The organism is Aquabacterium sp. NJ1 (assembly GCF_000768065.1).
Classification (GTDB): domain Bacteria; phylum Pseudomonadota; class Gammaproteobacteria; order Burkholderiales; family Burkholderiaceae_C; genus Aquabacterium.
Genome location: NZ_JRKM01000001.1, coordinates 445,382 through 458,239, shown reverse-complemented (window position 1 = coordinate 458,239; position 12,858 = coordinate 445,382). Strand labels below are relative to the sequence as shown.

Sequence of the window (12,858 nt, the reverse complement as noted above, 5' to 3'; positions counted from 1 at the left end):
TGAGTCCTGGTGTCATCCCGCTTCGATCACATCTTGCTGGGATCGAAGTTGGTTTCCTTGTAGATGGACTGGATGACGTCTTCACCGATACGCGAGGCCATCTGCTTGTGCACGGGCATCAGCGCCTTCTTGAGCAGGAAGCGCTCGCCGATCGTGGGCTTGTAGACCACCGTCTTGCCCGAGGCCTGCACCTTGGCCAGGGCCTCCTGGTTGTCCTGGAAGGCCACGTCGTTGGCCACCTGGGTGGCTTCGGCCATGGCCTTGCTCAGTGCGACGCGGATGTCCGAGGGCAGGCCGTCCCAGAACTTCTTGTTCACGACCACGGCGTAACCCAGGTAGCCGTGGTTGGTGACGCTGACGTGCTTTTGCACCTCATGCATCTTCTGGGTGTACAGGTTGGAAGGCGGGTTCTCGGTGCCGTCGACCACCCCCGTCTGCAGGGCCTGGTAGGTTTCGGAGAAGGCCAGCACCTGGGGCAGGGCACCCAGCGCGCGCATTTCAGCATCCAGCACCTTGGAGGACTGGATGCGCATCTTCAGGCCCTTGTAGTCTTCGACGGTCTTGAGAGGCCTGTTGGCGGACATGACCTTGAAGCCGTTGTCCCAGTAGGCCAGGCCGTGGATGCCGCGCGTTTCCAGCTTGCGCAGCAGGCCCTGGCCGATGGGGCCGTTCGTGACCTTGTGCAGGGAAGGGTAGTCGTCGAAGATGAAGGGCAGGTCGAAGACTTCGAATTCCTTCACGCCCAGCGGTGCGAATTTGGACAGCGAGGGTGCCAGCATCTGGACGGAGCCCAATTGCAGGGCTTCCATCTCTTCCTTGTCCTTGTAGAGCTGGCTGTTGGGGTAGACCTCGACCTTGACGCGGCCTTTGGTCAACTCGGCCGCACGCTTGGCGAAGAACTCGGCAGCCTTGCCCTTGGGGGTGTCCACGGCCACCACGTGGCTGAACTTGATGATGATGGGGGATTGGGCAAATGCGGCAGGCAGCAGGGCCATGGACGCGGCCAGGGTGAGCATGCTGCGGCGCAGAGAGGAGGCAGTCTTCAGCTTGAACATGGGGGTGTCTCCGGGGCGTTTTGGATGGCCCATTGTTCAGCTTCAGGTGCCTGCGGCAAATTGTGGACATCCACATTCGTGCATCACCCTAGGGTTGCACCGGGTGCGGGCCATCTAGACTGGGCGCATGACAAACAAGGACAAGGTCGATCGCCGTGCGCCTGGCGTGCGTGTGCCCGAGCGTCCCGCTCTGGCCGTGCCACCGCGCCCGAGGTTGCACCTGCTGGGCTCCCGCTTTGCCTTGATGCCCTCTCTGTGGGCCTGGCCGCTTGTGCTGTCCGTGCTGCTGGTGGCCGGCGTCATGATCTGGTTGCAGGCCAAGGAGGTGGCCGATCGCGAGGCGCAGCGCGCCGACATGATCTCGGACGCCTTGTCGCTGGAGGCGCAGATCACCAACCGGCTGGACGAAGAGACCAACAAGCTGCGCGCGCTGGCAGATGTCATCCAGTCCAGGCCCATGAGCCAGGACGCTTTCGCGCGGCATGCGCTGGTGCTCGACGGGCTGCGGCGCTTCTGGGTCAGCCTGACCTGGCTGGGGGACGATGGGCGCATTCTGGCGCACGTGCCTGATGATTCCATGCCGGCACATGACGCCGCGCGCAACATCGGTGACGAGGTGGGCATGGCGGGGCACCTGTCCGTTTCGCTGGCGGGGCACGATGAGCACCCGGGTGGCATGCTGGTGGCGCGTTACTCGGCCGGCGCGCTGCTGCGCCAGAAGGTGCCGTGGTGGCTCGCTGCCAAGTACGACATCCGGCTGGTGGATGAATCTGACGAGGTGATTGCCTCGACAGTGGATGGCCCGCGGCACCCCATGCAGGCCTGGTACCGCGTGTCGATGGCCCCCTCCTTGCCCAATGCCTGGCTGGAGCTGGCTTCTCGCGAACGCATCACCCCCTGGTGGCGCACCATGCCCATGGCCTTGATGGGGGGCTTCGTGGTGCTGCTGGGCATTGCCAGTGTCATGCTCCGGAAGCAGATGCACAGCGTGTCCCGGGCCGAAGAAGCCTGGCGCACCGAGGCCGCCTGGCGCTCGGCCATGGAGGACTCGCTGGCCGTGGGCATCCGCGCCCGGGACATGCAGGGGCGCCTTGTGTACGTCAACAAGACCATGGCCGACATGGTCGGGTACCAGCCTGACGAGCTGATCGGCTTGATGCCGCCAATGCCTTACTGGGTGCCGCACGAGCTGGAGCAAAGCATGAGCCGCCACTTGCGCAACATGGCGGGCAAGGCGCCGCGGGAAGGCTACGAATCGCGCTGGCAGCATCGGGACGGCACCGAGGTGGACGTCATGGTGTTCGAGGCGCCCCTGGTGGACGCCAAGGGCATGCAGATCGGCTGGATGGCCTCCGTGCTCAACGTGACCGAGCGCAAGCACATGGAGGAACGCGAGCGCAAGCAGATGGAAACCATGGCGCACCACGCACGCCTGACCATGCTGGGCGAAGTGGCCTCCACGCTGGCGCACGAGCTCAACCAGCCCTTGTCGGCCATTGCCAGCTACAACGCCGGCTTGCTCAATGCGCTGGGCGCGCGCGACGACATGGACCCGCAGATCATGAAGGCCCTGCAGCGCATGGGCGAACAGGCGGCGCATGCCGGGCGCATCGTCAAGCGCATCCGCGAGTTCCTGACGCGACGCGAGCCTCGACGCGAGCCCTGCAACATCATGGGGGTGATCGAATCGGGCGTGTCATTGCTCAAGCGTGACCTGTCTCGGCATGATGTGCATGTGAGCATCCAGGGTGATCCGCATTTGCCTGAGGTGGTGGCCGACCCCGTGCTGATTGAGCAGGTGGTCGTCAACCTGGTGCGCAACGCCAGCGATGCCTTGTCCACGCAAGCGGGCGAGCGGCGCATCCACGTGTCTGCGGCGCCAGCAGGGCGCTTCGTGCGCGTGTCCGTGACCGACAACGGCCCCGGCTTGCAAGGCCAGCGTGGTGATCGCCTGTTTGCGCCGTTTTATTCAACCAAGGCCGAGGGCATGGGCATGGGGCTGGCGATCTGCCGCTCCATCATCGAGTTGCACTATGGGGTGCTGGATGCCGAGGAGGCGCCAGAGCGCGGCGCCGTGTTCTCCTTCAGCCTGCCCATCGACGCGGCTGACCACGGTGTAGATCAAGCTGATTCAAGGGAGGTGGACGCATGAATGCCGTGCCATTGAAGGACAAGGGTGTGGTGTACCTGGTGGATGACGAAGCCGTGGTGCGTGACGCACTGGTGTTTCTGCTGGGCTCACGCGGCCTGGTGGTGCATGCGTTTGATGGCGGGCTGGCCTTGCTGGATTTCCTGGCTCGCTCCAGTCAGCCCATGCCCGGTGTGTTCGTGCTGGATGTCCGCATGGAGCCCATGTCAGGTTTGATGCTGCACGAATCCCTGTTGTCCATGGGCGTGCGCAACCCCGTACTGTTTCTCAGCGGGCACGGCGACATCCCCATGGTGGTGGAGGCCTTGAAGAAAGGGGCCTTCGACTTCCTCGAAAAACCTTACAGCGACAACACCCTGGTGGACCGCATCGAGCAGGCGCTGGCCGTGGAGGCCGCCTCGCGCGCCCACAACGCGCAGGCGCAGGAGCGTCAGGCCCGTCTGGCCAGCCTCAGCGAGCGCGAGCAGGAGGTGATGCACCGCGTGGCCGCAGGCAAGCTCAACAAGGTGATCGCCGACGAACTGCACATCGCGGTGCGGACGGTGGAAGTGCACCGGGCAAGGGTGTTTTCCAAACTGGGTGTGCGCTCTGCCGCCGAACTGGCGGGCTGGTTGGCTGGCGGGTGAATTGGCGACGCAGTGGGGGCTGCAGGCGTCAACTCGCGGGGGCCACAGGTGAAACCCCTTGGCAGGGCCGCAATCGCGTTTGTTAGATTGACTTACCCAATATTCACATGTGGACGAGTCGATGCTGCCTGCAACCCTTTCGCGTTTCCGCCCTGCAAGATGGCTGGCCCTGAGCTTGATCAGCCTGGCCACCGCACCCGCCTGGTCTGGCCAGACGGCTTGCGTCTTCGACATCATCGGGACGTCGGGGCCGGCCTTTTCCGCCGCCAAGGACTTCGTGCTGGCGATGCAGAAGCTCAACATGGGCGTGGACATCGAACTCAAGGCCTACACCGACGAACGTGTGGCCGCTGAAGACTTCCGCAGCGGCCAGTGTGATGCCATGGCCGTGACCTCGTTTCGCAGCAAGCCCTACAACCTGGTCGCCGCCACGGTGGACGCCCTGGGCGCCACCACCATGGAGCGCAACGGCAAGATCGACATGGAAGCCAGCTACGAGATCCTGCGCAAGGCCATCGAGGTGTTCGCTTCGCCGGGCGCCAGCAAGCTGATGGTGCAGGACAAGTACGAGGTGGCGGGCATCATCCCCATGGGCGCGGCCTACCCGATCGTCAATGACCGCAAGATCAACAGCGTGGAAGCTGCGGCTGGCAAGCGCATTGCCGCATTCGATGTGGACAAGGTGCAGAACATGGCGATCACGCGCATTGGCGCGCAGCCGATTCCCGCCGACATCACCAATTTCGCCAGCAAGTTCAACAATGGTCTGGTCGATGTGATCTTTGCCCCAGCCTTGGCCTACAAGCCGCTGGAGCTGTACAAAGGCATTGGCACCAAGGGCGCGATCTCGCGCATGCCTGTCACCTTCCTGACCTACCAGGTCATCATCAACAAGAACAAGTTCCCGCCCGGCACCGGCCTCAAGGCGCGCCAGTACTGGCTCAGCCAGTTTGATACGACCCTGGGCATGATCCGCAAGGCTGAAGCCGAGTTGCCTGCCAAGGTGTGGATGGACATCCCCTCGGCCGATCTGGTGCGCTACATCCAGATGCTGCGCGATGGCCGCGTGGAAATCGCCGAGGCCGGCTTGTATGACAAGCGTGCGTTGAAGGTGCTCAAGCGCATCCGTTGCGACATGAAGCCCAACGATTCGGAGTGCACCAGCTCGGCTGAAATCGAGTGGCCGGACAAGCCCAAGGCTGCACCGGCCACCCATTGAGCATCACTGTCGCGTTTACTTGAGCGACTGGATGTAGGCGATGACGTCGGCGCGCGCCGCGGCGTCATCCAGGCCGTCGTACTTCATCTTGCCGCCAGGAACCAGCTTCTTGGGGCGGGTGATGTACAGGTCGATCTTGTCGGGCGACCAGGTGATGCCGCTTTGCTTCATGGCCTCAGAGTAGTTGAAGTCAGCGACCGTACCGGCCTTGCGCCCGATGACGCCAAACAGCGGCGGGCCCTTCTTGGCCTTGCCTTCCTTGGGGCTGTGGCAGTCGCCACATTCGCCTGCAAAGACATCGGCGCCTTTCTTGGCGTCACCGGCCGCCATGGCGTGGCCGGCCATGGTCAGTGTGCACGCTGCCATCAACAGGGCGTGCATGGGCTTCATGTTCTTCATCACTTGAATCTTTCGAAAACAGTCGAAAACAGTCGTTTAACCGGGTTGCTTGTGCGTGGCTTCGTCCAGCACGTCCTGAGGCTCCACGCCGCCTTCAGGCTCCTTGTGCGCGATGCCGTAGTGGCAATCGATGCAGGTCCTGCTGCCGTTGAGCAGCTTCTTGTGCTGTGTCTGGGCGGTCTTGCCCTGCATCTCGGGGTCCATGGCCTTGACGTCATGGCAGTTGCGGCACTCCTTGGAGTCCGTCTGCTTCATGCGCAGCCAGACCTTCTTGGCCATCTCCAGGCGGCGGGCTTCGAATTTCTCCTTGGTGTCGATGGTGCCCAGCATGTGTTGCAGCACGTCGTTGGAGGCCCGCGCCTTGCGGATCATCGTGTCGATGAATTCATGCGGCACATGGCAGTCCGAGCAGATGGCCTTGACCCCGGTGCGGTTCTTCGCATGGATGGTGTGGCTGTACTCGGCGTAGTTGTTGTCCTTCATCTCGTGGCACGAGACGCAGAATTCGAGCGTGTTGGTGTGGTCGACCGAGACCTTGCCACCGACCGCGAGTGCGGCGCCCACCATCATCAGGAAGATGGCCTGGATTTCGAGCACTTTGGCCCATGGTTTTTGATTCTTGATGCGCTGCCAGAGGGACGTCATCGTTTGCTCCACGAGCGCCTTGCTGCACGATTGGGTGCAGGCAAGGCGCTGTTCATCTGCAGGGTTAGAACGACGTCCAGGCGAACAGGCGCAGGCTGTTCATGTCACCAGGCTTGCCGAGTACGGTGGTGATGTCGTTGTCCGCGTCATAGCTCACGTAGCGCTTGAACTGGATGTACTGCATGCCCACGCGCAGGTTGGCCCACGGCGCGGCCCAGGACGATTCCTTGCCCCAGGGCGTCCAGTCCACCTGGTACAGGAAGCCGCGGTTGCCGGCGTGCTGGTCTTCGCTGGTGGCCTTGAAGTAACCCAAGGTGGCGCCATAGGTGTTCTGGAAGTGATAGGACGCTGCCAGCTTGGTGTTCTTGACCGTGTTGTTCGTGTCGACGCCGCTCGCGTTGGCGGTGGTGCGCTCGCGGATGTAGCTGCCGTTGACCGTGACGATGTGCTCGCGCGTACCCAGGAACTGGTAGCTGCCATCGATGCCGAAGTCTTTGAACTTGGTCGAGTCGGCCGAAGCGCGATCCTCCAGCTTGCCGTTGAAAGCCAGCAGCCCCACATTCCAGGCTTGCGTGTGCAGGTCTTTCATGTAGGCCAGGCGCACATAAGGGGCGTTGCTCAAGCCGCCGAACTCTGCGCCGTCCGGGTAGCGGCCCGAGCCCAGGCGGGACTGCATCGCAGGCGAGATGCTGTTGTACAAGCCCAGTTCGGCGTAAATGTTGTCGTCGATCAGGCTGTAGGCGTTGACGCCGATGACACGTTGTTCCAGCGAGCCGGAGACCGTGTCCACACCCGGGTTGGTGACGCGGTCAGATGCCGTGTACGGGAAGCTCCAGACGGGCAGGGTGTTGAAGGGGTCCTGCACGCTGGGGTTGTTGTTGACGGACACGCCAACCAGCGCTTCCTTGCCGCCGCCGATGCCCAGCGTGGTGGCGTAGCGCAGGTCAGCCTGGTCGATGCCGGTGGTGTGGTCCACGCCGCTGTTGGTGACCTGCACGAAGCTGCCGATGTTGTCGCTCAGCTTGCCGGCCAGGAACACGGACGACTCAGCCAGGCCCATCTTGGAGGACGTGACGTTGTTGCCGTTGGCGTCGGGCTCCTTGAAGCGCGCGTATTCGGCGACCACCATGGCAGACAGCGGGATCTTGCCGGCCTTGCCGTCAGAGTCCACATAACCGCCGAGCTTGAACTTGATGCCGAAGGGCGTCAGTTGCGGGCCGTAGGCACCAATGTGACAGGCGGCGCAGTCCTGGCCGGTCTGGCGCGCAAAGCTGGGAACGGCCTGGGCCTGGCTGCTCAGAAAAGCCATGGCAACAGGCACGCAGGCCCACAGCGCCTTGAGCGCCAAGGAAGAACTCTTACTCATGCTTGATCCTCTATCTCCGTGTTGTGGCGTGCGGTCGGCCTTCAGGCACTGCCGCACTTGAATCCCTGGGGCTTGTCGTCTTCGTGAACGCAACATCAGGGATCGGAGAGGATCCTGGAAATGTGCATTCATCCCATTAGTCTAGGTTTGGTGTGTGACCAAACGCTTGAGCAGCGTGCGGGATGAATGTAAAGAAGGGTGAATCAGGGTGGTTTAACGGGGTCCAGTTGAGAACGATTCTTGATACAGCGTGGGGTATCTACTTTGTCGGGCAAACCGGACGGTTTCAGGCTGCAGAAGGCGCCCCGTTCGCAGCGCGTCTGGCCTGGCGCTCCAGCACCCGCTCGATCACATCCACCAGCACCTGTGTCTGTTGCTCGACCTCGATGTTGAGCCGGTCGCCAGCGCGGTACTGGAACAGGCCCGTGACGCGGATGGTTTCGGGGATGAGGTTGACGCGGCAGTAGCCCCGTTCCGAATCGGCTTCGGCCAGGGTCAGGCTGCAGCCGTTGATCGACAGGAAGCCGCGCGGGAACAGGTAGTTGCGCCAGGGTGCGCGCACATGCAACTCCACGTGGGCACGGGGCCCATCCAGGACGATGGAGCTGATGCGCGCTGTGTCGGACACATGGCCGTACATGGCATGCCCGCCGTTTTCGTCGCCTTGACGGGCCGATCGCTCGATATTGACCACATCGCCCACCAGGCGGTCGCCCAGGTTCGTGCGCTCCAGCGTGGCGTTGATGGCATCGAACGAGACCAGTTCGCCCTCGATGGTGACCACGCTCAGGCACACGCCGTCGACCGACACGCTGGCGCCGATCTGCAGATCGTGGAGCAGTGCCTGGGGGATGCGCAGGGTGAGGTGCAAGCCGCTGATGGTCGGAGTGAGGGTCACGACGCGGCCGAGGCCCTGGACGATGCCGGTGTACATGGTCGAAAAATCCTGTGGTTCAAGCCAAGGCGCCATTATCGTTGCGCTGCAGCAAGCCTGGCTTGAGAGGGGCGATGCGTGGTGTGCGTGAAATAGGGCCGATGCACCGGTTTTGCAAGGGCCCAACGGGCGCCGTTTCCCCCGTGAAAGCGATAGACCATGCTGGGGTATGCAGGCCTACACTGTGTCTGTATCCAGGTTTCCTGCTGCGCGGCGAGCCTGTCGATCGTGATCAGGCATGACGCGGTGCAGCAGACCTCAGGAGGTCGTGATGAACGCACCGCTGCCGGCAGATGTGCTCAAGGCCCTGGCGACCCTGTCGCTGGACGACAAGTACGCGCTTGATCGAGGCCAGGCCTTCATGAGCGGGATCCAGGCGCTGGTTCGCCTGCCCATCCTGCAACACACCCGAGACGCCATGGTGGGCCTGAACACCGCCGGGTTCATCAGCGGCTATCGAGGCTCACCCCTGGGTGGTTATGACCAGGCCTTGTGGCAGGCCAGGCCCCATCTGCAGAAGCACCACATCGTGTTCCAGCCCGGGGTCAACGAGGAGTTGGGCGCCACGGCGGTCTGGGGCACGCAGCAGCTGGCGCTGACGCCAGGGCCGCATCGCTTCGATGGTGTCTTTGGCATGTGGTACGGCAAAGGCCCCGGTGTGGACCGTTGCTCTGACGTGTTCAAACACGCGAACATGGCCGGCACCTCGCCATACGGTGGCGTGGTGGCCGTGGCCGGTGATGACCACACGGCCAAGAGTTCATCCGTGGCGCACCAGAGCGACCACATCTTCAAGGCCTGTGGCCTGCCGGTGTTCTTCCCGAGCTCGGTGCAGGAAATTCTGGACCTGGGCCTGCACGCCTTTGCCATGAGCCGCTTCTCGGGCCTGTGGTCCAGCCTGAAGGCCATTCAGGAAGTGGTGGAGTCGTCCAGCACGGTGTGTGTCGACCCGGACCGTGTGCAAATCGTTTTGCCTGGTGATTTTGTGATGCCCGAAGGCGGCTTGCACATCCGCTGGCCCGATGCCCCGCTGGCGCAGGAAGCGCGGCTGATGGACTACAAGTGGTACGCGGCCTTGGCCTACATCCGCGCCAACCGCCTCAACCGCACGGTGCTCGACAGCGACAACCCCAAGCTGGGCCTGATCGCCAGTGGCAAGGCCTACAACGACTTGCGCCAGGCTTTGCATGACCTGGGCCTGGACGATGACACCTGCCGGCGCATCGGCTTGCGCATCCACAAGGTGTCGGTGGTGTGGCCGCTGGAGGCCAGCAGCACGCGCGAGTTCGCCACCGGCCTGCAGGAGATCCTGGTCATCGAAGAAAAGCGCCAGATGATCGAGTACCAGCTCAAGGAAGAGCTGTACAACTGGCGTGAAGACGTGCGCCCCAATGTACTGGGCAAGTTCAGCGAGCCCGATGGCGACTTCACCGGTGGCGAATGGTCCATGCCCAACCCGGCTTCGCGCTGGTTGCTGCGCGCCAAGGCCGATCTGACCCCGGCCATCATCGCCAAGGCCGTGGCGCAGCGCATCGACAAGCTCGGCCTCTTGCGCGACATGGAGCCCGCCTTGCGCGAGCGCATCACCGAGCGCCTGCGCGTGATCGAAGCCAAGGAAGAAGCCCTGGCGCACCAGAGCGCCAGTGTCGAGCGTGCCCCGTGGTTCTGCAGTGGCTGCCCGCACAACACCTCCACACGCGTGCCGGAGGGCTCGCGTGCCATGGCCGGCATCGGTTGCCACTACATGGCCATGTGGATGGACCGCAGCACCGGCACTTTCACGCAAATGGGCGGCGAGGGCGTGAGCTGGGTCGGCCAGGCCCCGTTCACCGATGAAAAGCATGTGTTCGTCAACCTGGGTGACGGCACCTATTTCCACTCAGGCCTGCTGGCCGTGCGCCAGGCCATCGCAGCCAAGGTCAACATCACCTACAAGATCCTGTTCAACGATGCGGTGGCCATGACCGGTGGCCAACCCATTGATGGCACCTTGTCTGTGCCGGCCATGACGCGTGAGCTGCATGCAGAAGGTGCGCGCCGCGTGGTGGTGGTCAGCGATGACCCGGACAAGTACCTGTCTATCGATGACCTGGCGCCAGGCGTGCAGGTGTTCCACCGGGACGAGCTGGACAGCGTCCAAAAGGAGCTGCGCGAGGTCGAGGGCTGCACGGTCATCATCTATGAACAGACCTGCGCCACCGAAAAGCGCCGCCGCCGCAAGCGCGGCACCATGCCCAAGCTGGCCAAGCGCGTGGTGATCAACGAGCTGGTGTGCGAAGGCTGCGGCGACTGCGCCGTGCAGTCCAATTGCTTGAGTGTCGAGCCGGTGGAGACCGAGTTCGGGCGCAAGCGCAAGATCAACCAGAGCTCGTGCAACCAGGACTTCTCATGCGTGAAGGGCTTCTGCCCCAGCCTGGTCACCGTCGAGGGCGGCCAGTTGCGGGCGCCCAAACCCAAGGAGGGCGCGCCTGACCTGAGCAAGCTGCCCGCCTTGCCCGAGCCCGAGCTGCCATCGGCCGCATCGGCCTACGGCGTCGTGGTGGCTGGCATTGGCGGCACGGGCGTGATCACCATCGGCCAGTTGCTGGGCATGGCGGCCCACCTGGAAGGCAAGGGCGCGGTGACGCAGGAGTCAGCCGGGCTGGCGCAAAAGGGCGGCGCCACCTGGAGCCACATCCAGATCGCCGACACACCAGACGCCATCTTCACCACCAAGGTGGGCATGGCCGAGGCCGATCTGGTGATTGGCTGTGATCCCATCGTGGCCGCACATGCCAGTACCGTGGCCGTGATGCGCAAAGGCCGCACACGCGTGGCGCTCAACACTCACCACACCCCCACCGCGGCCCTGATGCACGATGCCAACTGGCAGTTCCCAGCCGGCCATTGTGATCAGGTGCTGGCCGATGAGGTGAGCGTGCAAGCCATCAAGCGGCTGGACGCCGTGGCCTTGTCCACCCGCTTGCTGGGTGATGCCATCTACGCCAACCCGCTGATGCTGGGTTACGCCTGGCAGATGGGCTGGGTGCCTTTGAGCCTGGCTTCGCTGACCCGCGCGATCGAGCTCAACGCCGTGCAGGTGGAACGTAATCTGGCAGCATTCGAATGGGGCCGCCGTGCCGCGCACGACCCGGTGTTCGTGGCCCGCATGAGCATGCCTGCGCAGCCGGTGCAATGGGCCGCGCGCCCGTTGCGCTACGGCAAGGAAGACCTGGATACTCTGGTGCAGCGCCGCATGAGCTACCTGGCCGAGTACCAGGATGAGGCGTATGCCGAGCGCTATCGCGCGCTGGTCGGGCGCGTGCGCCAGGCCGAGTCCACCTTGAGCAGCACCCGGCTGACCGAGGCCGTGGCGCGCCAGTTGTTCCGGCTGATGGCCTACAAGGACGAATACGAGGTGGCCCGCTTACTGACTTCTCGTGCCTTCAAGGCCCAGCTGGACGAGCAGTTCGAGGGCGACTGGCGCATGGTGCTGCACCTGGCGCCACCATGGCTGGGCGGCGCCAAGAGCGCCAGCGATCGCCCGCGCAAGCATGACTTCGGCCCGTTGTGGCAGTGGGGGATGCGGTGGCTTGCGATGCTGCGCGGCTTGCGTGGCACCTGGCTGGACCCGATGGGCTACAGCCGTGATCGCCGGGAAGACCGCGCCGTGCTGGCGCAGTACGTGGGCATGCTGGAAACCATCTTGCGCACGCTGAATGCGGGCAATCTGGAGACAGCCTGCAAGGTGGCCGAGTTGGCCGACAAGATCAAGGGCTATGGCCCGGTGCGCCACGCCAACCTGGTGCCGGTGCAGGGCGAGTGGGCCAAGTTGATGGCGGCGTTTGGCAAGGCTTGAGGGCCTTGCCAGCTGCGATCAAGGTGCGCTGCGTGTGCAGTCCAGGCCGTAGCGCTTCTTGATTTCCCTGATGTCCGACTCGGGGGCGTGTGAGAGCTGGGCGCAGGTGGTGAAGTTGCCGTGCATGATGCGCGTGTCGGCCTCGGTGTACATCCAGTCCACCACGTCGGCGCGCTTGAAGGGCACCTGCTGCGAGAACTGGTACTTCTTGACGATGGTCGGGATGGCGCTGATCGTGCCCTTGTAGCCGCCCTTGTCCAGGATGGTGAAGGGCGCCAGCCAGACGTATTCGAGCTTCTTGCCATCGCGCAGCGCCACGCGCACGGAGATGTTGCCGATATTGGGGTTGCGCACCGACACCGTCTTGATGAAGTCGTCGAAGGTGGCTTGCGCCTTCTTGACGGCCGCCTTCATGGCCGGGTCTTCGGTGTCGATCTCGACCACTTCGTCCGCTTTGGCTGCGGCTTTCTGGTTCGTCTTAGGGGCGCTGGCCTTGTCGGCAGGCTTGCTGGCTTGCGGGGCGGCCTTGTCGGCGAGAGCCAGCTGCGTGCTCAGCAAGAGCAAGGATGCCAGGGCAAAACGGTGGAGTCGTTTCATGTTGTAGAGGTGGAATGCGTTGCCCCGCAG

At 63.6% G+C, this 12,858-nt stretch carries 10 protein-coding genes; 4 read left to right on the top strand and 6 right to left on the bottom strand.

Annotated elements, in window-relative coordinates; translation table 11 throughout:
• Positions 1–26: 26 nt before the first annotated feature.
• The gene (locus JY96_RS02020) at positions 27–1,055 is read right to left on the bottom strand and encodes a TRAP transporter substrate-binding protein (protein ID WP_200883423.1); all 1,029 of its coding nucleotides are present in this window, start codon (positions 1,053–1,055) and stop codon (positions 27–29) included.
• Positions 1,056–1,182: 127 nt separating this feature from the next.
• Here JY96_RS02020 and JY96_RS02015 point away from each other — a divergent pair, with 127 nt between their 5' ends.
• The 3 genes from JY96_RS02015 to JY96_RS02005 all read left to right on the top strand — a co-directional run bounded on the left by JY96_RS02015 (position 1,183) and on the right by JY96_RS02005 (position 5,049).
• A complete protein-coding gene (locus JY96_RS02015) occupies positions 1,183–3,207 on the top strand; it encodes a sensor histidine kinase (RefSeq protein WP_052162039.1) in 2,025 nt (674 codons plus the stop codon).
• Positions 3,204–3,830 carry a response regulator transcription factor gene (locus tag JY96_RS02010; protein WP_035034535.1) on the top strand — a complete coding sequence of 209 codons (627 nt, stop codon included), beginning with the start codon at positions 3,204–3,206 and terminating at the stop codon, positions 3,828–3,830. The genes JY96_RS02015 and JY96_RS02010 overlap by 4 nt, the downstream gene beginning before the upstream one ends.
• Before the next feature lie 121 nt (positions 3,831–3,951).
• Positions 3,952–5,049, top strand: coding sequence for a putative solute-binding protein (locus tag JY96_RS02005; RefSeq protein WP_235333824.1), 1,098 nt, complete (start codon positions 3,952–3,954; stop codon positions 5,047–5,049).
• A 15-nt stretch (positions 5,050–5,064) separates the two neighbouring features.
• On the opposite strand, the gene JY96_RS02000 is transcribed toward JY96_RS02005, so the two are convergent.
• The 4 genes from JY96_RS02000 to JY96_RS01985 form a co-directional block, all read right to left on the bottom strand.
• Positions 5,065–5,448, bottom strand: coding sequence for a cytochrome c family protein (locus JY96_RS02000; RefSeq protein ID WP_200883421.1), 384 nt, complete (start codon positions 5,446–5,448; stop codon positions 5,065–5,067).
• Positions 5,449–5,484: 36 nt separating this feature from the next.
• Positions 5,485–6,093 (bottom strand): NapC/NirT family cytochrome c, encoded by a 609-nt coding sequence (locus JY96_RS01995; protein WP_052162865.1) that lies wholly within the window; start codon positions 6,091–6,093, stop codon positions 5,485–5,487.
• 64 nt (positions 6,094–6,157) lie between these two features.
• Complete coding sequence (locus tag JY96_RS01990; protein WP_035034531.1) at positions 6,158–7,459, bottom strand: hypothetical protein; 1,302 nt, start codon at positions 7,457–7,459, stop codon at positions 6,158–6,160.
• Between the two features lie 286 nt (positions 7,460–7,745).
• Positions 7,746–8,393 carry a riboflavin synthase gene (locus tag JY96_RS01985; protein WP_035034529.1) on the bottom strand — a complete coding sequence of 216 codons (648 nt, stop codon included), beginning with the start codon at positions 8,391–8,393 and terminating at the stop codon, positions 7,746–7,748.
• Positions 8,394–8,664: 271 nt separating this feature from the next.
• Between JY96_RS01985 and JY96_RS01980 the strand changes: the two genes are divergently transcribed.
• Positions 8,665–12,231: an indolepyruvate ferredoxin oxidoreductase family protein gene (locus JY96_RS01980; protein ID WP_035034528.1), complete on the top strand. Its 3,567-nt coding sequence runs from the start codon at positions 8,665–8,667 to the stop codon at positions 12,229–12,231.
• An 18-nt stretch (positions 12,232–12,249) separates the two neighbouring features.
• On the opposite strand, the gene JY96_RS01975 is transcribed toward JY96_RS01980, so the two are convergent.
• Complete coding sequence (locus tag JY96_RS01975) at positions 12,250–12,828, bottom strand: DUF2314 domain-containing protein (protein WP_035034527.1); 579 nt, start codon at positions 12,826–12,828, stop codon at positions 12,250–12,252.
• Positions 12,829–12,858: the final 30 nt, after the last annotated feature.